The organism is Longimicrobium terrae (genome assembly GCF_014202995.1).
Lineage (GTDB): Bacteria > Gemmatimonadota > Gemmatimonadetes > Longimicrobiales > Longimicrobiaceae > Longimicrobium > Longimicrobium terrae.
This window is the reverse complement of sequence record NZ_JACHIA010000013.1, coordinates 114,261-136,035: the sequence shown is the minus strand read 5'-3', so window position 1 is coordinate 136,035 and position 21,775 is coordinate 114,261. Positions and strand designations below refer to the sequence as shown.

General features: G+C 70.2%; 16 protein-coding genes. 7 read left to right on the top strand and 9 right to left on the bottom strand.

Going from position 1 to position 21,775, the window contains the following annotated elements; translation table 11 throughout:
* The first annotated feature begins 575 nt into the window (after positions 1–575).
* The 4 genes from HNQ61_RS18930 to HNQ61_RS18915 all read left to right on the top strand — a co-directional run bounded on the left by HNQ61_RS18930 (position 576) and on the right by HNQ61_RS18915 (position 6,740).
* Complete coding sequence (locus tag HNQ61_RS18930; RefSeq protein WP_170032115.1) at positions 576–2,219, top strand: glycosyltransferase; 1,644 nt, start codon at positions 576–578, stop codon at positions 2,217–2,219.
* On the top strand, positions 2,216–2,986 hold the full coding sequence (locus HNQ61_RS18925) for an ElyC/SanA/YdcF family protein (protein WP_170032117.1): 771 nt from the start codon (positions 2,216–2,218) through the stop codon (positions 2,984–2,986). The genes HNQ61_RS18930 and HNQ61_RS18925 overlap by 4 nt, the downstream gene beginning before the upstream one ends.
* Before the next feature lie 36 nt (positions 2,987–3,022).
* A complete protein-coding gene (locus HNQ61_RS18920; protein ID WP_170032119.1) occupies positions 3,023–3,616 on the top strand; it encodes a hypothetical protein in 594 nt (197 codons plus the stop codon).
* Between the two features lie 427 nt (positions 3,617–4,043).
* Positions 4,044–6,740 carry a DUF5916 domain-containing protein gene (locus tag HNQ61_RS18915; RefSeq protein WP_170032121.1) on the top strand — a complete coding sequence of 899 codons (2,697 nt, stop codon included), beginning with the start codon at positions 4,044–4,046 and terminating at the stop codon, positions 6,738–6,740.
* A gap of 112 nt (positions 6,741–6,852) precedes the next feature.
* Here HNQ61_RS18915 and HNQ61_RS18910 read toward each other — a convergent pair whose 3' ends face one another.
* The 4 genes from HNQ61_RS18910 to HNQ61_RS18895 form a co-directional block, all read right to left on the bottom strand.
* Complete coding sequence (locus HNQ61_RS18910) at positions 6,853–7,377, bottom strand: hypothetical protein (protein WP_170032123.1); 525 nt, start codon at positions 7,375–7,377, stop codon at positions 6,853–6,855.
* Between the two features lie 124 nt (positions 7,378–7,501).
* The gene (locus HNQ61_RS18905) at positions 7,502–8,041 is read right to left on the bottom strand and encodes a hypothetical protein (RefSeq protein ID WP_170032125.1); all 540 of its coding nucleotides are present in this window, start codon (positions 8,039–8,041) and stop codon (positions 7,502–7,504) included.
* Positions 8,042–8,056: 15 nt separating this feature from the next.
* On the bottom strand, positions 8,057–8,194 hold the full coding sequence (locus HNQ61_RS18900; RefSeq protein WP_170032127.1) for a DUF6984 family protein: 138 nt from the start codon (positions 8,192–8,194) through the stop codon (positions 8,057–8,059).
* A 225-nt stretch (positions 8,195–8,419) separates the two neighbouring features.
* A complete protein-coding gene (locus HNQ61_RS18895) occupies positions 8,420–8,764 on the bottom strand; it encodes a hypothetical protein (RefSeq protein WP_170032129.1) in 345 nt (114 codons plus the stop codon).
* Between the two features lie 220 nt (positions 8,765–8,984).
* Here HNQ61_RS18895 and HNQ61_RS18890 point away from each other — a divergent pair, with 220 nt between their 5' ends.
* On the top strand, positions 8,985–10,136 hold the full coding sequence (locus HNQ61_RS18890) for a hypothetical protein (protein WP_170032132.1): 1,152 nt from the start codon (positions 8,985–8,987) through the stop codon (positions 10,134–10,136).
* A 615-nt stretch (positions 10,137–10,751) separates the two neighbouring features.
* On the opposite strand, the gene HNQ61_RS18885 is transcribed toward HNQ61_RS18890, so the two are convergent.
* From HNQ61_RS18885 to HNQ61_RS18875, 3 genes are read right to left on the bottom strand one after another with little or no spacing between them, the layout of a single operon-like run.
* Positions 10,752–11,402, bottom strand: a complete 651-nt coding sequence (locus HNQ61_RS18885) for a response regulator (RefSeq protein WP_170032135.1) — start codon at positions 11,400–11,402, stop codon at positions 10,752–10,754.
* Positions 11,399–13,045 (bottom strand): sensor histidine kinase, encoded by a 1,647-nt coding sequence (locus tag HNQ61_RS18880; RefSeq protein WP_170032138.1) that lies wholly within the window; start codon positions 13,043–13,045, stop codon positions 11,399–11,401. The genes HNQ61_RS18885 and HNQ61_RS18880 overlap by 4 nt, the downstream gene beginning before the upstream one ends.
* Positions 13,042–18,144, bottom strand: a complete 5,103-nt coding sequence (locus tag HNQ61_RS18875) for a PAS domain S-box protein (RefSeq protein WP_170032142.1) — start codon at positions 18,142–18,144, stop codon at positions 13,042–13,044. Before HNQ61_RS18875 ends, HNQ61_RS18880 begins: the two co-directional genes overlap by 4 nt.
* Before the next feature lie 809 nt (positions 18,145–18,953).
* Here HNQ61_RS18875 and HNQ61_RS18870 point away from each other — a divergent pair.
* Both HNQ61_RS18870 and HNQ61_RS18865 read left to right on the top strand, forming a co-directional pair.
* Entirely contained in the window at positions 18,954–20,210 is a 1,257-nt protein-coding gene (locus HNQ61_RS18870; RefSeq protein ID WP_205761196.1) for an alpha/beta hydrolase, read from the top strand.
* Positions 20,211–20,327: 117 nt separating this feature from the next.
* On the top strand, positions 20,328–20,753 hold the full coding sequence (locus tag HNQ61_RS18865; protein ID WP_170032145.1) for a response regulator: 426 nt from the start codon (positions 20,328–20,330) through the stop codon (positions 20,751–20,753).
* Here HNQ61_RS18865 and HNQ61_RS18860 read toward each other — a convergent pair.
* A complete protein-coding gene (locus tag HNQ61_RS18860; protein ID WP_170032148.1) occupies positions 20,750–21,097 on the bottom strand; it encodes a tRNA-binding protein in 348 nt (115 codons plus the stop codon). The two genes, HNQ61_RS18865 and HNQ61_RS18860, sit on opposite strands and share 4 nt — an antisense overlap.
* A gap of 15 nt (positions 21,098–21,112) precedes the next feature.
* Positions 21,113–21,595 (bottom strand): GxxExxY protein, encoded by a 483-nt coding sequence (locus HNQ61_RS18855; protein ID WP_170032151.1) that lies wholly within the window; start codon positions 21,593–21,595, stop codon positions 21,113–21,115.
* Positions 21,596–21,775: the final 180 nt, after the last annotated feature.

The following is a 21,775-nucleotide window of genomic DNA, read 5'->3' as shown; positions in this document are numbered from 1 at the left end:
AAGGTTGTAAGCTGGCGCGTAATAGCGGTCCCGAGAGTGCCGGCTTTCCGCCGTACACTTGTGAAATCCGCCAGAAATGCTCATCTCCCGCGGAGACGCACCCCGGTGATCACCGGCGGCATCCCTGTCGCTGCAACCGTGCGGAACTCTCCTCCCCTCCGCGACGCTTCCGGCGTTCCCGGTGGATGATATCCATCGTGATGCGATGTCGACTTTCCCTGGGATGCGCAACGTGCACAACCTGTTTTACGCCAATCATCACCACAACACGGGATGCTCCTCACCCTGCCAGGTTGGCGCGATTTGATACGGGGAGATCGCGAAGTGTTTACCGAACGCCGATCTGGATGCGAGAGTGTGGCGCGTACGTCCCCATCGGGCGGGCACGGCCGCGGACATGGGCGAGCATCCCGGCCCGTCCTTGGAGCCGCTCCGGGAGCCCGGGACGGAGCCCTCCAGACCGGGGGCGGCAGGCGACGGACCCCATCCACCCCAAACTCGCCGGGACGCGCAGGCCACGGAGCGTGGCCGGGGGATTGCGCAGGTGAGCGGGCTTCCCGCCGCCCCGAGGTCCCATGATCTGCATTCTGCACGGCTACCTGCTCGAAGGCTCCGGCAGCAATCTCTGGACGCGCTCCATCGTGGAATCGCTCTGCCGCCAAGGCGAAACGGTGCACCTGATGGCGCAGGAAAACCATCCCGAGCGCTACGAATTCATCAGCGAGGCGCGCTTCTACCGCCCGGACGGCACGGTGGAAACCCGCTTCCGGCGCGCGCCCTCCACCTCCGGCTGCTGCATTCTGCACCAGCCTGACCTGGGCGACACGCTTCCCGTCTACGTGTGGGACAAGTACGAGGAGTTCCCGCGCGTGGTGCCGCTGGTGGACCTGCCGGACGACGAGGTCGAGGAGTACGTGCAGCGCAACACCCGCGCGCTCCTGCGCATCGTCAAGGAGCAGGGGATCACGGCCATCCACGCCAACCACGCGGTGCTGATGTCCGTGGTGGCGCAACGGGTGAAGGCGGCCACGGGCGTTCCGTTTTCCATCATGCCGCACGGGAGCGCGCTGGAGTTCGCGGTCAAGCGGCAGAAGCGCTATCACACGATGGCGGTAAGCGCGTTCACCGACGCCTCGCTCGTGTTCGTGCACGGAGACGAAATGCGCCAGCGGGTGCGCACCATCCTGGGCGACGTGCCGGGGCTGGAAGACAAGTTCATGGACCTGCACCTGGGCGTGGACACCAGCCAGTTTCAGCCCGTTCCGCGCTCCGGACGGCGCGAGATGGCGGCGCGGATGGCGGCGGTGCTCGCGGACACGCCGCGCGGCCGCCAGCCCGGCCACTCGGAGCCCATGCTGGCCCGGCTGCGCGGCGGCATGGGGCACGATGAACTGCGCGAACTGCTGGCGGAGGAGCCCGCGTACGACGGCAAGGCGCCCGACGCGGAGGTGGAGGCGCGGCTGGACGCCATCCACTGGGAAAGCGATCCCACGCTGCTCTTCGTGGGGCGGCTGATCTCCACCAAGGGGATTCAGGGCGTGGTGGCGGCGCTCCCCTTCATTCTGCGCGAACGGCCGGAGATGCGGCTGATCATCGTGGGGCACGGCCCGCTGCGCCGGCCGCTGGAGGCGCTGCTGTGGGCGCTGGAGCATGGCGAGCGCGAACTGGTGCAGACGATCGTGGCGTGGGGGCGCGACCTGGAGGGCGCGCCGGAGGGGGAGTCGGAGGGCGCGGAACTCACGCAGGTGGCGCGCTTTCTGGAGCAGGTGGAGGCGCGCGGCGAACTGGACGCGTACTACCAGGCCGCGCGCGACCACGTCCGCCCGGACCGCGTCATCTTTACCGGATACCTGACGCACCGCGAGCTGGCCTTCCTTTTCCCCTGCTGCGACGCGGCGGTCTTTCCCTCCGTGGTCAAGGAAGCCGGCCCGCTGGTGTTTCTGGAAGCGCTCGCCGCCGGTAGCTTTCCCCTGGGCACCTACTTCGCGGGGATGAAGGCCAGCATCGACGCCGTCGCCGACAGCCTGCCCGCGGGCGACGGGGACGCGATGAAGCTGGATCCCGCCACGGAGCGCACCGTCGCCGACATCGTGCGGCGGGTGCCCGCGGCGCTGGACATGGGCGAGAAGCACAAGGAAACGCTGTACCGCGTGGCGCGCGAGCGGTTCGACTGGACCAGCGTCGCGCGCACGCTGCACCAGGAGCTGAACGAGTTGTGACGGAGCGGGAAATCGAGGACGGGGGATACTACCCGGCGGACGCCATCGTCGTCCTGGGCGGAGGGGTGCTGCCGGACGGCACCCTTCCCGTCGTGGGGCGCACGCGCGTGCAGCGGGCGGTGGAGCTGTACCGGCGCAACATCGCGCCGCGCATCATCTTCAGCGGGCGGTGCGGGCTGATGGACGACGATCCGCCGGTGACGGAGGCGGCGGCCATGGGCGCGCTCGCGCGGGAGATGAAGGTGCCGGCGGAGGCGATTCTGCTGGAAGAAGAGGCCAAGGACACGCTGGGCAACGCCTACTTCGTGCGCGAGCAGTTTCTGGAGCCCAACGGATGGACATCCATCCGCGTGGTTACGTCGGACTTCCACATGTCGCGCGCGGCGTGGGTGTTCCGCAAGATCCTGGGCGCGGGCTACGACTTCTCGTTCATGTCCGCCGCGTCGGGCCTGTCTCCGCGGGAGCTGATCCACCGGGCGCTGGAAGAGTGCAAGATCACCATCTTTCTGAACGAGTGGCTGGAGGCGCTGGAGGACGCGGACGAGCACGCCATCGAGCGGCTGATGAGCCAGGAGCACCCCGGCTACTCGGACGCACCGGTGCTGACGCATGATGAAATGCGCCAGCGGCTGAACGCCATCGCGGAGATCAACCGCATCGCCGGCACGCAGCACTGGCTCACCAGCGCGACGCCAAACGGATGGAACGGGCGCACGGAACGGCGCGGCAACCGCGAGCGCCGCGGCGTGGGCCCCGTCCGCCGCTGACGGCACACGATCAACACCATCGCAGGAGAAGATCCCATGCGCCTTTCCCCTCTGCCGCTGATCGCGCTGCTGCTCGCGTTCGTCTTCGCCGGGTGCGGGGACAGCGCCACGGGCGAGCAGTTCGATCCGCGGGGCAGCCTGTCGTTCACCTACCGTGACCCCATCAACGGCACCTTTTCCGCCGATGGCGAGCTGACGCTTCCCGCCGACGCCCTGATTCTGCCGGGCGGCGCCGCGGCGGCCGTGCGGCGCGGAAACACGCTTACCGTGGCCGCCGCGCGGCCGGCGAGCGGGAGCGCGGTGGACGTGTTCACGCTGGGGCTGGGGGACGCGCGGCAGGCGGGGACGTACTCGTTCAACCCCGTCGCGTGCAACCAGCAGGGCGCCGCCGAGTGCCGCACCGGTGCGTTTGCGCCGGCGCTGGACGCCGTCGCGCTGGGACTGAACCCGTCGCTGGCGACGCTGGCGGGAAAGGCGTACATCGTGGTTCTCGGCAGCGTGCGGATCACGGAAATCTCCGCCCGGCGCGTTCGCGGCGAGTTCAGCGGCACCGCGGCCCTCGCGAACGATCCGCTTCATCCGCTCACCATCGCGGACGGCCGCTTCGACGTCCCCATCCAGACGTTCTGACGCCAGCTCCTGGCGGCGCGAACAATCCGCAGGAAAAATTCTCACGCAGAGCAGCAGAGACGCAGAGAAGGGACAAGGATCGAGGCGGCGAACGGCATCGTCTCTTCCCGTCTTTCTCTGCTCCTCTGCTGCTCTGCGTGAGATTTCTGTTTCGATCCTCCGCGGAACGGGGTAGCGCGATACCCGGCATCCACATCGCCAGCGGACCACGCAGGCACGAGGGCGGCACCACGACGGGTGCCGCCCTTTCCTTTGCCGTCCATCCACAAAACGCGCTTTCTGGACAGGTTATCCGCCCCATCCCGCGCGGCCGTCCGCTTCGGCATTCTGCACGCGGATCCGGACAGAGAGGATCAAACCTTTTGGGCGGGTCGCGCATCTGAGTACCTGTTCGTTTCAACCACGCCCGAGCCCACCGTGCCGCCCGATGCGCACTCATACGTTCGTCCTGACCGCCGCCCTGCTGCTGGCCGCGGTGCCCCGCGCCGCGCAGAGCCAGACGCAGCCCTCCCCCGTACCGGGAGTCGCGGCGCACCCCGCGCGCGACATCGTCCTGGACGGCAAGCTGGATGAGGGCGTGTGGGCCACGCCGGAGCCGGCCACCGGTTTCCGCCAGCAGCAGCCCCGCGAGGGCGAGCCCGCCCAGCGCACCGAAGTCCGTTTCGCGTACGACGAGAGCGCGCTGTACATCGGCGCGCGCATGTTCGATTCGCTGGGCGCGGCCGGGGTGAACACGCAGCTCACCCGCCGCGACCAGAGCGTGGAGAGCGATTATCTGCAGCTGGTGTTCGACACCTATCACGACCACGCCGGGCGCACGGTGCTTCAGGTGAACCCCTCCGGCGTCAAGTACGACGCCGGCCAGGCCTCGCCCAGCGCCGACCCCTCGTGGGACCCCGTGTGGACCGTGCAGACGCGCATCGACTCGGCGGGATGGACGGCGGAAATGCGCATTCCCTGGAACCAGCTGCGCTTCAGCAACGCGGTGGAGCAGACGTGGGGATTGCAGGTGCTGCGCTACGTACAGCGGCTGAACGAGAGCTCGCTGTGGTCGTTCTACGGCCGCCAGGAGTCCGGCGGGCCGGCGCGCTACGGCCACCTGTCCGGCATGCGCATCGAGAACCGGCCGCGCGGGCTGGAGATCATGCCGTACGCCGTGGCGCGCGCCTCGTACGTGGAGCCCACGCAGTCCGGCAGCCCGTTTCAGGAAGCGCGCGCCTACGACACGCGCGTGGGGGCGGACGTGCGGGCGCTGCTGGGGAGCAACCTGACCCTTTCCGCCACCATCAACCCGGACTTCGGGCAGGTGGAGCAGGACCCGGCGGTGGTGAACCTGAGCGCGTTTGAAAGCTACTTCGATGAGAAGCGCCCCTTCTTCGTGGAAGGGAGCGGGCTGCTGAGCTTCGGCGGATTGAACTGCTTTACCTGCAGCAACGTGAGCGGAATGTCGCTGTTCTATTCCCGCCGCATCGGGCGCGCGCCGCAGGGCGGGCTGCCGGGCGGGTACGACTACCAGGACGCGCCGGCCAACACCCGCCTCCTGGGCGCCGCCAAGCTGACGGGCCGCACGGCGGGCGGCTGGCAGATCGGTGCGGTGGAGGCGGTGACCGCGCGCGAGGTGGGCTACGTGCGCAACGCGGACGGCACCGGCCAAGAGACGACCGTGGAGCCGTTCACCAACTACCTGATGGGCCGGGTAAAGCGCACCTCCGGTGGCGGCAGCCGTACGTGGGGATTGATGGGCACCTCCGTGGTCCGCCGCTTTGGCGACGACGGCCAGGCGCTGCGCGGCCAGCTTGCCACGCACGCCGAGGCCGTGGGCGCCGACTGGAACCTGTACTGGAAGAACCAGACGTACCGGCTGATGGGGAACGTGGCGCTCTCCAACGTGATGGGCGATTCGCTCGCCATCCGCCGCCTGCAGCGCTCCTCCGCGCGCTACTTTCAGCGGCCGGACCGCGACGGGGGCGGCAACGGGATCTTTTCCGATGCCTACGCCACGGATGCCACGGCGCTGCGCGGCTTTGGCGGATACATGCGGATGAGCAAGGAAAGCGGCGCGTGGATGTGGGAAACCTCCACCAACTATCGCAGCCCGGGGTTCGAGGTGAACGACATGGCGTTCCTCACGCAGGCGGATTACGTGTGGATGAACGCCAACCTGGTGCGCAACGTCACCACGCCGTCCAACTGGTACCGCTCCATGTGGATCTCGGGAGGCGGGCAGCAGCAGTACAACTTTGACGGCGACCGTACGGACCTGCAGTTTCACCAGTACTCCGAGGTGAACCTGCTGAACAACTGGGACCTCTCTCTCTACGGCCACGTCCGTCCGGAAGTGAACACCGACCGCATGACGCGGGGCGGTCCGGTGGTGCGCCGCGCGGCGAGCTGGTTCCTGAATCCCTCCATCAACACGGATTCGCGCCAGCGGGTGGTCTTCTCGCTCGGGGGCGGCTTCGGCGGCACAGCCAACGGCGGCGGGGTCACCGAGATCAACGGCAGCATCCGCGTAAAGCCCGCCACCAACGTGCAGATCAGCGTGGGCCCGTCGTACACGCACGAGCGCGATCCCTCGCAGTTCGTGGCGCGCTTCACCGACGCCAACGCCACGGACTTCATGGGGCAGCGCGTGGTGTTTGCGGAACTCGACCAGCACGTGGTGTCGATGAACACGCGGATAAACTGGACGTTCACCCCCACAATGACGCTGGAACTGTTCGCGCAGCCCTTCGTGGCCACGGGCGACTACAGCGACTACAAGGAGTTCGTGCGGCCGCGCACGGTGCGGACGCGCGACTTCAGCGACCAGGAGCTGACGGTGACGGACCGGGACGCGGGCGGGCGGCCGTTGCGCTACCGGCTGGACACGGACGGCAACCCGGCCACGGACGAGGGGTTCCGCTTTGACAACGGCGGCTTCAACGTGCGCTCGCTGCGGGGCAACGCGGTGCTGCGGTGGGAGTACCGCCCGGGGAGCACGCTGTTCTTTGTGTGGCAGCAGCAGCGCAGCGGATCGCAGCCGTACGGCGAGTTCGACTTCGGCCGCGACGCCAGCGCCGTGTTCCGCTCGCACGCCGACAACGTGTTCGTCATCAAGGCGACGTACTGGATCGGCGGCTGATCCATCCGCGGGTTTGGATGATGGCGGGGATGGATGATTGAACGACGGGTCCGTGCAGCCGCACGGACCCGTTTTTTCCGTCATCCACCGAACGGCGACGCGGATGGATGCCCTACGCCGGGCCGCCGCCGGATGGGAGAAGAATCGGTGTCCGCTGTCCGTCGTGCCCCGAACGCGCAACCGAGTACGTCCGCGGACGGGTACGGCATGCGAACCGCGGCTTGGTCCGGTCCAGGATCTGGTACGTCGCGACGCACTGGATCAACTGGCTGGGCGGCGTCTCCGCCCCGACGCACTCCGGGTGTCCCGCCAGCGGTGTGCCGCTGCTTTCGCCGCAGACGTAGAAGCAGTATACCCGATCGAGGGGGATCAGGATGAGGGGCTCCCGCCGCGTGATCGCGGCGAACTCGAACCGTCCCGCCGCGTCCGTGACGGTTGAAGAAGTCGGCCGGATGCAGGTAGAATCTCCGGCCGCGGTCGAGAGCAGCATGCGGGCGCCCGGCACGGGACGTCCGTCTTCCTGCGTGTACACTCCAACCATGTGGGGAGAAAGGGTAGCCGTCACCACACCCGGGATGCAGCCGGCGGCACACGCGAGCACCACGACGGCGATCGTGGACGGCATGCGGGGCATCATTCGCGGGGCTCCATGTTCAGGCTCATGCGCCGGCGTTTATCCACTCGAACTCCCGCACGATCACCATTCATCCATCTCCGCTCGCGAACCGCGGCACCTGCCTCCGACCCGTTACCGCCGGGGATCATGTCGATCGTTCCCACTCGCCCAACTGCATCTCCAGTGGCGGGCGATAGGGGCGATGCGGCTTCAGGAGCGCGTCCAGCCGGTCCGCCGCGGCCTGGAGGCGTTCGCCCCGTTCGTGGTCCGCGCCCGGAACCGTGAGGTCCGGATGCCCCTGCGTGCGTCCCGTCAGCCGGCGGAGCGCGGAGGTCGCGCGGCGTTGGAAGCTGGCGCGGGCGGGCTCCGGTTCGGCGGCGCCCGCCACCAGTTCGCGCCAGCGCCACCGGAACTCCTTCCACGCGTCCGCTACCTCCCGGTCCACGCGAGCGCCGCGGATCTCGCCATCAAGAAGCTGCTGGGCGACGTCGACGATGGCGAACGACTGCGAGCCGTGGAGTTCGCGGGCGCCCATCGGCGCGATGGAGAGGAAGGCGGTCGCGCGCGACACGAACTCCGCCAGGTACTCCGCAAGCCACGCAATCCGCTGCGGCCGCCCGAACCGGCCCCGTTCCGCGGCCAGTTCCAGCCGGCACTCCAGCAGATCCCGCAGGGTCTCGCGCATCGCGTCCATCCGCCCTCAGTGGAACGCGTCGTCGCCGGGCACGCGGACCACGGCGCTGTAGTCCACCTTCCAGACATCGAGTTCGTACACGCCGCCGAAGTTGTCCGCGGCCAGCGTGACGAGCACCTGCACGCCGTCCTCGTCATCAAACATGCCTCGCCCAGCGGCCGGCCGAAGCGTCGCTCGCCTTCCGGCGGGGTGGACGGAGTACGGAGGCGCAGGCTCCCCATTCCGCCATCGGGGAGCGGGCGGACGCGGACCTGATCCAGCCAGCCGTCCGGGAACGCGAAGTCAGCGGCCGCGGCCGCCGCCGCGCGCAGCAGCCGCACCTCATCCGCCACGGGCGCGCGGAAACCGGCGTCGTCATCCACGAGCGGATCAGCGGCGGGTGTCGACGGAAACCGGGTGCATCTGCTCCCCTTCGTGCCACAGGGTGAGCATTCCCTCGTCCGCGGCGTGCGAGGCGATCACGAGCGTGCCCTCGCCGAACTCCCAGTCCAGCGGGTGGTCGGGCGGGCCCTCCACCAGCAGTTCGGCGTACTCGCCCGCATTCAGGCGGTACACGGCGCCCCACGGCTCCAGGAACACGGCCAGCGCGCGCCCGGAGGTATTGGCGATGCGGTACGTGCGCGAGGTTTCGCGCGGCTCCACGTACGGCGCGGGCTCCGGCTCGTCGGACACGCGCCGCCACCCCATCGCCTTCATCCATCTCTCGATCATCATCCCCCCGAACGTCCCCGTCTCGGCCGGCAGTCCTCTTCCGCCAGCACGCGCGCGCGGAAGTGAGCGGACAACCTATCGCATCCGCACCGGAAGCCGAAGTCGTGCCACGCGGACGCCCGAGCGCGGCGACGCAGGAAACGGCGGATGGGGAACGCCGCGGCCCGGTGTGTGCGTCCGCCGCGCCCGCTCACGGCGACACTCAACCGCTTCTGGAGGCACCATGGACAGAAACGACGATCTCGGCGGACCGGACGCACTCGCGGGCACGGGCGGCACACCCGGACTGGGCGGTTCAGGACTGGACGCGGGCGGGCTGGGAACCGGCGGACCGGCCGGCGCGGCGGGAGCGGGCGGCGTGACGGCCGGGGATACCGACGACTTCGGCGTGTACGACGTGCAGTACTACCGCGGCCACTTCGACAGCAATCCGGCGCGCCCGGAGACGCACACGTACGAGCAGGCGCGCACCGGCTACCAGGCCGGCCACGCGGCCGCGTCTACGCCGGCGTACGCGGGGCGGCCCTTCGCCGAGGTGGAAGGCTACCTTGAGCGCGCGTATCCCGCCACGGAGACGACCCGCTGGGACCAGGTGCGCGACTATGCGCGGCACGGCTTCGAGTGGAAGACGGTGGTGGGCGGGCTGGCGCTGGCGGCGGGCGGATGGTGGGCGGGCAAGCAGATCGTGGAAGCGCTGCGCACCCACAACAACGAGGACGAAAAGCACTACCGCGCGCACTTTGAGTCGCACCCCGCCCGGCAGAACGGGATGACGTACGACCATGCGCGCACCGGCTACGTGGTGGGCTACACGGCCGCGCGCAATCCGGCGTACGCGGGCCGCAGCTACACCGAGGTAGAGACGGACCTTCGCCGCGGCTTTACCGGCGCCAACGCCAACGAGTACGAAGTGCTGCGCGACTTCTGCGAGGCCGGCTACAACCGCGGCGTGGGCGCGTCGGGCAGCGCGGGCGTGTCGGGCGGCACGGGGACGACGGGCGGGCTGGGCGGCAGCGGATTGGGAAGCAGCGGATTGGGCGATGGGAGCCCGGCGCTGGGCGGCGCCGGCGGATCGGGGCTGGGGTCCACGGGCGGATCGGCGCTGGGCAGCACCGGCGGATCCGGGCTGGGGTCCACGGGCGTATCGGGCCTGGGGTCCACGGGTGGATCGGGCGCCGGCACCCTGGGCACGACCGGTGGCGTGACGGGCGATCGTGACGGCGGCGGCGGCACGATCGGCAGCGGCACGGGAACGGGCGGTCCGGGCGGCGGCACCGGCGGTAGCGGAACCGGCGGCGCGGGGATCGGCGGCGCCACCGGCGGTACCGGAACCGGCGCCGCGGGGATCGGCGGCGCGGGGTTCGGAACGGTCTGATCCGCGCGATCGGGTTGTGTTGGATGGATGATGAGCGGGGCGCCTTCCACGGGGAGGCGCCCCGTTTTGATTCCGGAGCGGGGCTGGGGCGACTGAAGTCGCGGCAACAACGGCGCGAAGTCCGCCTTCGCGGACTGGGGGTTCAGGTGCCGGTGGAATCCACGCCGCGGCGCGTCCATCAGCGCCGGAAAGGTTGGTGCGTGAAGGCGGAGATCGCCGCGTCCGCCATCCCAGGAGCGAATGAATTCGCCGCTGGGAAGGGCACGAAGTCCGCCTGCGCGGACTGTGCGGGCCGGCATCGGCGCGGATCGCGGGCGCGGAGGTGCCCGCCGGATCGGTTGAAGCCCCGAACGTGGGCGCGACAGCGCCACGTGTCGGGGGTTACCGCTGTTTGAGCGGCGGATTCATTCGCTCAACGATGGCGCGGACCGCACGTACCCTCGGAACCCGCACTTGTTGTGATCTGCACCTATCCGAGAACCCTCTTGAGACCGAACCCGCATCATCCCGGGGTACGTTCTGGCATGGGCGATCATCAACAAGACACGGAACGAGAACGGCCCGCGCGGCATGGTGCCGGGCGGGCCGTTCATCGGTCGCGATCAGCGTCGCAAATCAACCCGCGTAAAGGAGCGCTCCGACGCCAGCGCGGCTGGGGACGGCGAGCTTGGCCAGCACCTGTTCGGTGTGCGCGCGGACGGTAAAGAAGCTCAACCCAAGCTTTTCCGCGATCTCCGCGTTGGTCAGCCCCTCCCCAATGAGCCGCGCCACGTCAATCTGCCGCGGCGTCAGCCCGAACCGCTCGCGCAGCGCCTCGTCCGGGAGCGCGGCGGGGGCGGCCGCGGGGGCGGCGGGGGCGGCCGCGGGGGCGGCGGGAGCCTTCCCCGCCCCGGGGCACGTCCGCTCGTGGCGGCGAAGGAGCGCGGCGATGCGGGCCAGCAGTTCCATCGCCCCGAACGGCTTGGTCACGTAGTCGTCCGCGCCCAGCCGGAACCCCTGCAGCTTGTCGGCCTCGTCGCGGCGGGCGGAAAGGATGAGGACCGGCGCGTCGTCGCCGCGGGAGCGAAGCTGCTCCAGCACCGAGTACCCGTCGCGGTCCGGCAGCCCCAGATCCAGCACCACCAGGTCCGGGCGATGGCTGGCCGCAAGCGCCCCCGCCTGCGCCGCGCGCGTGGCGATGGCCACCGAATAGCCCTCACGCTCCAGGCTGTTCTGCAGCGCCTCCGCCAGTTCGATGGTGTCTTCGACGATCAGAATGCGCTTCATGCCACGGCGAGCGGAAGAGGGATGGGATCAGCTTCAGATACGGTTTCGGACAGCGGAAGGGCGACGTGAAAGACGGAACCGCGGTCTTCCTCGCTCTCCACCCAGATGCGGCCGCCGTGCGCCTCCACGATTTCGCGCGCGATGGCGAGGCCCAGGCCCAGGCCGCGCCGGTCCGCGTGCCGCGCCTGCCAGAACGCGCCAAAGATGTGCTGCAGCTGCGCGGCGGGAATCCCCGCGCCCTGGTCGGCGACGGAGACGCGGAACTCGCCCGCCTCCATCCCCCACGCCAGGGTGACCACGCCCGCGGACGGGCTGAACTTGACCGCGTTGCCCACCAGGTTGCTGATCACCTGCAGCATGCGCGTGGGGTCCGCGACCAGCACCGGCGCGTCGCCCGCGTCCACGTACAGGGTGAGCCCCGCCCCGGCGGCCAGCGGCTCCAGCAGCCCCGCGGCCTCCGCCAGCAGCACGCCCATGTCCTGCGGGCTGCGGTCCAGCGCGAGGGCACTGCGGCTCAGCCGCGACACGTCCAGCAGGTCTTGGATCAGCCCGTCCATCCGCTCGGCGGCCTGCTGCACGCGCTCCAGCGAGCGGGCCTCGTACTCGCCCATCCCCGGCGGCAGATCGCTGCGCAGCATTTCCGCGTCGAACAGGATGGCCGTCAGCGGGCCGCGCAGATCGTGCGCGACAATGGCCAGCACCTGGTCGCGCCCCTCCAGCGCGGCGCGGGAAGCGTGGTACAGGCGGGCGTTCTCCACCGCGAGGGCGGCACGGTGCGCCAGTTCCGCCGCGAGCGCCTCGTCCTCCGCGTCGAACGCGCGGCCGTCCGCGCCGCGCCCCAGCGCCAGCCATCCCACCGGCGCGCCGGAAACGGCGAGGGGAACGACGAGCGCGGACGCCGGCGCATCCGCGCCGAACCACGCCTCCAGCCCACGCACATCGTCGTTGGAGATCCATCCATCCGCCCCGCCCATCCGCCGGACGCGTTCTCCGTCCTCCATCGGCACACGACAATCCTCCGGCGCCATCTCCAGCACCACGCCCTCCGCGCCGGGGCGCGCGCTGGCCACGCGCATCCGCCGGTCATCCTCCAGCAGATCCACTACGCAGCGGTCCGCCAAGCGCGGCACCACGAGGCGCGCGAGCTGTGCGGCGGCGGTCGCCGTGTCGAACGAGGCGTGCAGGATGCGCCCGGCCTCCGCCAGCAGCTCCGCGTCCCGACGCGCGCGGCGCTGCTGGCGGTGCAGCACGCGGCCGCGCAGCAGATTGCGCACGCGAAGCTGCACCTCCGCGTTGTGGAACGGCTTGGTGATAAAGTCCTGCGCGCCCTCCCCCAGCGCACGCTGCCGTGCGTCGAACGTGGCATCCGCCGTCAGGACGAGGACGGGGATGAAGTCGTCCGGCGCGATGCGCGCGCGCAGGTCCGCCAGCACGGCGAACCCGTCGCGCCGGGGCATGTGCAGGTCCAGCAGCACCAGGTCCGGCGCGTGCCGGTCGAAGAGTTCGACGGCTTCCACGGGATCCGCCGTGCGCAGCAGGTCGTGGTGCCCGTCGCGGCGAAGGATGCGCTCCAGCAGATCGAGGTTGGCTTCCTCGTCATCCACCAGAAGCAGGGTGCAGGCGGTAAGGTCCGGCTCGTTCATCCGCGCCCTTCGCGCCCGGCCAGCGCCTCGTCCACCGTGCGCAGAAAGAGGCGCACGTTCAGCGGCTTGGTGAGGTAGGCGGCGGCGCCGTCCGCGCGCAGCCGCTCCAGCGTGCGCGGCGTGGCGTCCGCGCTGATGATGACGACGGGGACGTGCGCCGTCCGCGGATCCGCCCGCAACTGCCGAAGCACCTCTTCCCCGCTCAGGTCGGGAAGGTGCAGGTCCAGGAGGACGACGTCGGGAACGTGCTCGCGCGCCATCTCCACCCCCAGCTGCCCCTGCAGCGCCGGCAGCAGCCGCCACTCCGGCCGCCCCATCAGCACCCGCTCGATCAGGCTGAGGTTGGCGAGATTGTCTTCGATGTACAGCAGCGTGGCCGCCGCTCCCTCCGCCGGGACGCCCGCGTCCGCCGGCTCCGCCGGCTCCGCCGGCGCGCCGGCGCGGTCCAGCGGGTTTTCCGCCGCGTCCAGGTCCAGCCGGAACACGCTGCCACGCTCGCTGCTCGCCTCCAGCCGGAGGGCGCCGCCCATCGCCCCCACCAGGCGCTGCGAAAGCGTCAGCCCCAGCCCCGTTCCCTCAATGCCACTCTGCTCCGCGCCCAGCCGCGCGAAGGGCGTAAAGAGCTGGTCCTGCTTGTCCGGCGCGATGCCGTAGCCGTCGTCCTCTACGCGGATGACGATGCGCGGCGCGCCCTCACCTTCCGCCACGCGGCAGCTGAGGCGCACGGACCCGCCCGGCCGGTTGTACTTGACCGCGTTGGAAAGGAGGTTGAGGAGGACCTGCGCCAGCCGCTGCCGGTCCGCGCGCACGTAGCGCCCCAGCGCCGGCCCCGCGGTTTCCGCCACGCTGATCCCCCGCGCGGCGGCCAGCGGACGAACGAGGTCCAGCGCCTCGCGCAGGACCGCGCCCGCCTGCACCGGCTCCAGCGACAGCGGCTGGCGCCCGGACTCGATGCGGGCGATGTCGAGCACCTCGTTGATCAGGTTCAGCAGGTGCTCGCCCGCGCTCAGAATGTGCTGCACCGCCTTGCGGTCTTCCGGCGCCAGCTCCAGCTCCGCCAGGATCTGCGCGAAGCCCAGAATGCTGTTCATGGGCGTGCGCAGCTCGTGGCTCATCCGCGACAGAAACTCGCTCTTGGCGCGGTTGGCGCGCTCCGCCTCGTCCGTGGCGCGGCGCAGCGCCCGCTCCGCCGCGCGGCGGTCGGTGACGTCGCGGGAGTTGACGACAATGCCTTCCGCGGCGGAATCCGGGAGCAGGGTGCGGCCGGTGCTTTCCAGCGTGCGCCATCCCCCGTCCGCGTGCGGAAAGCGGTACTCCATCGTATGCGTGGTCCCCGGCTCCGCGCACATCCGCTCCAGCGCCTGCGCCACCCCCGCCACGTCGTCGGGGTGGATGACGTCCAGGCTGCGCAACGAATCCAGCTCGTCCGGCGTGTAGCCCAGGACGCGCTGCACGCTGGGGGAGTGATAGAGAAAGAAGCTTTCCTCGTTCACCACCACGATCATGTCCGACGCGTTTTCCGTCAGCCGGCGGAAATGCTCTTCGCTGCGGCGGATGGCGTCCTGCGCGGCGCGGCGCTGGCTCACGTCGCGCAGGCTGAAGGCGATGCCGGACGCCGCCGAATGGGGATCCAGCGTGCGCGCGGTGCTTTCCATCCACCGGTACTCGCCGCTTGCGTGAAGGAAGCGCGCCTCGGTGATGTCCACCAGCCCCGGCTGTCCCAGCACCTGCGCCGTCGCCACGTGCGCGTGCGCCAGGTCGTCCGGGTGAAGCAGGTCCATCACCTGCCGCCCCAGCAGTTCCTCCGGCGTGTAGCCCAGGATGGCGGGGGATGACGACGCGGAGTAGGTGATGAAGCCCTCGGCGTCGCACACCTGCATGAGATCGTTGGTGTTTTCCGTCAGCCGGCGAAAGAAGTCTTCGCGCTCGCGCAGCGCCGCCTGGGCCCACACGCGCTCGGTGACGTCGCGCGAGTTGACGACGATCCCCTCCTCCGGATCGGTGCCCAGCATGCGCGCCTTGCACTCCAGATGGCGCCATCCGCCATTCGCCGCGCGGAAACGCAGCTCCACGGTGATGGTGCGTCCCGGGCTGGCCATCACCGAGCCCAGCGCGGCGCGGGCGGGCGCCACGTCGTCCGGGTGCAGCCGGTCCCACGCGGAGCCGCCCGCGTCTTCCCGGTCGTAGCCGTACAGGTTGCGGATGGCCGCGCTCTCGAACCGCCGCGTGCCGTCCGGCCCGATGACGGTGATGAGGTCCTGCGCGTTCTCGATCAGCCGGCGGAAGTATTCCTCCCGCTCCCGCAGCGCCTCTTCCGCGCGGGTCTGCTCGGTGATGTCGCGCGTGTTGGCCACCAGCGGCGCTTCCGGCTCCGGCCCCGTCTTGCGCACGACGGAACTCAGTACGCGCCACGAGCCGTCCCTGTGGCGCGCCCGGTACTGCCCGCTGAAGGTGCGGCCGGGCTCCGCCGCCGCCGCCGCCAGCACGCGGGCGACCACGGGCAGGTCGTCGGGGTGCGCCGTGTTCATCCCCTCCGGCCCCGTCATTTCCTCCGGCAGGTAGCCCAGCATGCGGGTGATGGAGGGGCTGACGTAGATGACTTCCCCCGTGGGCGACACGATGGTGGGGATGTCGGACGAGTGCTCGATGAGCATGCGGAACTGCTCCTCGCGCTGCCGTAGCGCCTCTTCCGCCTGGCGCAGCGCGGTGATGTCGCGGGTGTTGGCCACCAGCGGCGCCTCTGGCTCCGGCGACGTCTTGCGGGCGACGGTTTCCATCACCCGCCAGCTCCCGTCCCTGTGGCGCACGCGGTAGTGCACGCCGTGCGGCCGGGACGGGTCGGCCGCCGTGGCGCGCATCAGCTCCGCCAGGTTGTGCACGTCGTCGGGATGAATGCGCGACGTCTGCCCGCGGTGCCCCTTCACCTCGTCCGGCGTGTAGCCCAGCACGCGGGTGACGGCGGGGCTGATGTACAGCGACTCGCCGGTGGGGGACAGGATGGAGGGCACGTCCGACGAATGCTCGCTCAGCAGGCGGAACTGCTCCTCGCTGCGGCGGAGCGCCTCTTCCGCGCGCGTCTGCCCGGTGATGTCGCGGGTGTTCAGGACGAGCGGCGCCTCCGCCTCCGCCGACGTCTTGCGGACGATGGACTCCACCACGCGCCACGAGCCGTCCAGGTGGCGCACGCGGTAGCGCGCGCTGTGGGTGGCGCCCGGCTCGGCGTCCGCGGCCCGCAGCGCCTCCATCAGGAGCGGCAGGTCGTCCGGATGGGTGAGGTCGCGCGCCTCGGGCCCCATCATTTCCGCCTGCGGCCAGCCCAGCACGCGGGTGACGGAAGGGCTCACGTACAGCACGCCGCGGGTGGGCGAAACGATGGTGGGGATGTCGGACGAATGCTCCGTCAGTGTCCGGAACTGCTCTTCGCTCAGCCGCAGCGCCTCTTCGAACACGCGGCGCTCGGTGACGTCGCGCGCGTTGACGATGACGCCCTGCGTGCCGGAATCCTCCGCCAGCGTCATGGCGTTGGCCTCCATCCACCGGTACCCGCCGTGCTTGTGGCGCACGCGGTACGAGGCGGGAACCGGTACGCCGGGCTGTTGCAGCATCAGCCCGAACTGGACGAGCGTAGGCTCCACGTCGTCCGGGTGCAGGTAGTCCATGGCGCTGGTCCCCTCGATCTCCTCCGGCGTCCACCCCAGCAGCCGCTCCATGGAGGGGCCGGTGTAGACGATGAGGGTGTCGGGGCCGACGATCTGCACCATATCGCTGGCGTTTTCAATCATCCGTCGGAAGTGCGCCTCGCGGTCGCGCAGCGCCCGCTCCGCCCCGGCCCGCTCGGTGACGTCGCGCACCACGGTCACGAAGGTGCCGTCGCCCAGGGGGACGATGCGCGCCTCGAAGTCGCGGCGCCCGTGCGGCAGGTCCATCGCGTACTCGGCGGCTTCCGGCGCGCGCGTTTCCCGCGCGCGCGCCATCGCCCGGTCCACGATTTCCATCACCTCCGCCGGCATGAGGTCGTGCAGGCGGCGCCACAGGAACGCCTCCGGCGGCGCGGCCAGGATGGCGGAGTCGCCGGCGCGGTAGTCCAGGACGGTGCCGTCGTCCGCCAGGCGGAAAAAGAGGTCCGGGAGCGCGCGGAAGATGGCCTCCATCTCCGCCGTGCGCTCCAGCAGCGCCTCCTTTGCCGCCTCGTGCTCGGCGACTTCCTCCTCCAGCGCCTCGTTGACGGAGCCCAGTTCCGAGGTGCGCTCGGCGACGCGCGCCTCCAGCTGCTCGTTGGCGCGGCGAAGGGCTTCTTCCGCCGCGTTCCGCTCGCGGACGTCGCGGGCCACGTTCACCAGCACGTCGCGCCCGCCCAGGCGGATGCGCATCATGCGCGCTTCCCAGAAGATCTCGTCGCCGTCGCGAGTCAGCGTGGTCCACGAGTACCACTGCGGCTCGCCGGCGGCGGCGCGCGCCAGGAGCTCCGCCCCGCGCTCGGCGGAAAACTCCGGGCGCGTGGAGGAGACGCGGGGGACGGCGGGGTCGCGGAACTCGTCCAGTTCACGGCCGTGCACCTCGCGCCCGGCACGGTTGACGTCCAGGACCTCGCGCGTGTCCACGTCCAGCACCGAGATGGCTTCGCCGGTGAGGTCGAACAGCGTGCGATAGCTGTCCTCCGCGATGGCGAGACGCGCCTCGGCCCGCGCCGCCCGTTCCGCCAGGCGGAGGCGCGAGACGGCGTCCGCGGCGAGGGCGGCGAACGCGTCGGCGGCCGCCTCGTCCTCTTCCGTGAACGGCCCGCCGTGGATGCACAGCGCGCCGAACACTTCGTTCCCGTCGCCGACGGAACGCACCAGCGCGGATTCATGCGTGGCGGATTCCGTGTCCCCGTCCAGCCGCAGCACCACCCCGTCCGCGCGGATCGCGGCGGGAAGCGCGGCCTGGATCACCGCCTGGACTTTGGCGGTGGAGCGGGCGCGGGCGGCGTGCTGCGCGGCAGCGGCCAGCACGCGCATGCGGTGCGCGGGGGACGACGCGGGATCACCCACGCGCGGGACCTGCGCGAGGGCGCGGGCAAGCTCCGGGGCGAGGCCGGCGTGAGACACGGATTGCGACATGAGAGAGCCTGCTGGGGCGCGCGCCGGAGGCGGGCGGGCCGGAAAACGCGGTTGCGGAGAGCGGGGCGAAAAACGGCACAAAGCTATGTGGTTTCCGCAGATGCGGCAAGGCACCCGGCGTCCCGCGCGAAGTCCGCGGACCGGCAAAGATCACCGCCGCCAAGGACCGGCGCATCGGTCGGATGACCGGGGGTGGATGGGGGCTTTGCGGGCGGCCCCCACCCGGGCCGGCACCACCGGCCAACCCTCCCCCGAAAAAGACCGGGGGAGGGTTGGCGGGGCGGACACGCCGGCGCGGGAGGCGGAGACCCGTGGGTGAGCGGGGTTTGTTGAGCGAATGAATCCGCCGCTCAAACAGCGGGAACCCCCGACACCGGCTGCTGGCGCATCCGGTTCGGGGCTTCAACTGCATCGGGTGATGAGGACCGGTTCGAGGCCGGATCCGCGCGGAGTTTTGTTATTGTGGCGGGGTTCGACCCGCCGGGCGAGAGCAGGGTAGGTTCAGTCTCCGCGTCTGCATCCATTCTGCGATTCGGGCCTGAAACTACCTGGGCCGGGCGCCGTATCGCGGTGGGCGAGGGCCGGCGCGAGCCGCCAATCCCCTCTGGCCGGGCCCGCACAGGGTGCCGGCCTCGTTCTTGTCCCGCAACGACCGCGAGAAGTTGAAGCCGTCCATCCCCAAACTCGTGCCCGCGGCCCTCGCCGCTCTCCTGGCCTTTGCGGCGCCCGCATGGTCCCAACGTTTTCAACCCTGTTCCGACGCGGCCACGCTGCCGGCCCTGGCCGGGTCGCTCTGCATGACCGCCACGATGCCGCTGCGTCAAACGGTGGCTGAAGGAAGCACGGCGGAAACCGTGGATCTGTTCGTCCGCAAGATCCCGGCGACCGATCCGGCTCGCCGGCGCGGTGAAGTATGGCTGGTGGCGGGCGGGCCGGGAGAAACCGGCGCCTCGTTTCTTCCCGTGCTCCCGGTGCTGCGGCGCGCGTTTCCCAACCACGACCTCATCTTTCCCGACCATCGCGGGACGGGATATTCATCCAAGCTGTGCCCGGAGCAGGAAGCACCGGCCAGCGCGAACGGGATCTCGCTGGCGGGAGAGGAATGGGGACCGTGCATCGGCGCCATGCACGCCAACGCGGCGCGGACACGGGCCTTTACCATCACCAACGCCGCGCACGATCTGTCCGCCCTCATCCGCCGCCACCGCGGCCGGGGCGAAACCTACCTGTACGGCGTGTCCTACGGCACGCAGCTCGTCCTGCGCATGATGCAGGTGACGCCGGTCCCGCTGACGGGGATCATCCTGGACGGCCTGGTGCCCCCGGAATCCGCGCCGCAGTGGGACCTGAGCCAGCGCACGCGGGTGGTGGACGCCGTGGGCCGCGCGGTCCTCGCGCCGGACCAGGCGGAGCGCTACCGCCTGATTCTCGCGCGCAATGACCCACCCTGGAAGGCCGCGGTGCCCGGCGGAAACCTGCGGCAGTTCATGGGGGCCCTGCTGAACTTTCCGGAGCTTCGGGATCAGATTCCCGCCATCATCGGCGCGCTCGCGCGGGATGACGCCGCGCCCCTCACCCGGGCTGCCGGGGAGCTCCGGGCGGAGATGGCGAAGCTCGGCGCCTCTCCGCAGTCGCCGCCGTCGCTGCCGCTCGTGATCCTCATCAGCGGATCGGAAAACAACGCCCGGCGCGATCTGACGCGGGAGCTCGTGGAGCGGGAGGCGGAGGGAGCGCTGTTCACCAGCCCCATTCCCGGCATGCTGGTGGACAGTCCCCTGCCGCTGTACGAACCGGACGCCTTTTTCGGACACACCCCGGCCCGGCTGCCGCGCACGCTCGTCATTCACGGAACGCTGGATCCCAATACGCCCTTCGAGGGGGCGCAGGCGCACGTGGCCATGCTCGCCCGCGCGGGCGACGTGCGGCTCGCGACGGTGACGGGCGGTGCGCACTTTCTGCCGCTGGTGGCGCCGCGCTGCTTCGTCCAGGCCGCCGCCGCCTTCGTGGCGCGGCGGACCGCGCCTGACCGCTGCGAGGAGGCGAACGCCCAGCCAGCGCGGGACTGACCCGCTCCGTGCGGATCAAACCTCTTAGGTCAGGCAACCGATGGCCGGCAAAGGAGATCGGCGGCAGTTTCAGCGCACCGAAAAATCCGGGCACATGCGCTTCAGGACGCTCCGCCGATGACCATCCCCTTCCCGCTTCCCGTCACCGCCGCCACCGCAGCGCTTCCGCCCGTGATCCTGGTGGTGGATGACGATGCCGCGCACCGCGACCTGCATTGCATGATGCTGCGGCGCGCCGGTTACCACGCCGAGGCGGCGGACGGCGGGGAGGAGGCGCTGCGGTGGATGGGGCAGACGCAGCCGGCGCTGGTGCTGACCGACCTGCGGATGCCCGGGCTGGACGGCTTTGCGTTCGTGCAACAGCTTCGCGCCCAGCCCCGCCTCACCGGGCTGCCCGTGATCATGGTGACGGGCGACGCGCCGGATCTGGAGCCGGACCGCGCGGTGGCGGCCGGGCTGCACGCGCTGATCGCCAAGCCGGTGGAAATGGGCGCACTCCTGTCCGCCGTGGCCGCTGCGCTGACCCCGGGGCGGACGGCCTAGAACACGCGCCCGCCCAGCGGCACGTCGTGGTCCGGCGCCATCAGCACGATGGCGCCGTTTTCGTCCGGCAGGCCCAGTACGAGCACCTCCGACATGAACTTGCCGATCTGCCGCGGCGGAAAGTTGGTGACGGCCACCACGCTGCGTCCCACGAGCGACTCCGGCGTGTAGTGCACCGTGATCTGCGCGCTGGACTTGCGGACGCCGATCTCCGGGCCGAAGTCGATCCACAGCTTGATGGCCGGCTTGCGGGCCTCCGGAAACGGTTCCGCGCGCTCGATGCGTCCAACGCGCATCTCCACGCGGTCAAAATCGCCGTACTCAATCATCTTCGTGTCTGACATCATGTAGAACTGCCCTCACGCGGAGGTCGCGGGGGGCGCGGAGGTCGCGGGGAGCTCTGGCGCGCGCCGCGGGTTTCCTGTCCGCTGCCGGTTTACGCGCAGCGCAGACTGCGCGGAAGGAACATGATCGTTTACGATGCGGCGCAATCCTTCGTTCATGCGCGGCGCACCGAAGTTGATCAGCAGACCAACCGGCAGATTCAGGAGGCGAAGGTACGTCAGAACCTGCTTCTTGTGAACGGGAGCAAGGGCCTCAATCGATTTCAACTCCACGAGCACCCGGCCCTCCACCAGCATGTCAGCCCGGAATCCCTCGTCAAAGTCCATTCCGGCAAAACGGAATGGCATTCTCTTCTGTCTCTCCACCCTCAGGCCGCGATCTTCCAGGAATCGTTCGAGCACCACCTCGTAGACGGACTCCAGCATGCCCGGGCCAAGATCCGTATGGAGTTTGTACGCGGCGCTCACGATCCGGCCGGTGATCTGGTCGATCTCCATGCTCCTCCCCTCTCGTTCAGTTCCCCGCGACCTCCGCGACCCCCGCGGCCTCCGCGTGAGGGCTGTTCGGTTTAGATCCATGATAACGAGCGGATTTCTGGACGCAAGACTCTCGTTCAGCCAAGTCTCCGCCGAAGAAAAACCGCCCCAGACACGATATTCCAGGGGCGGCGTAAAGGG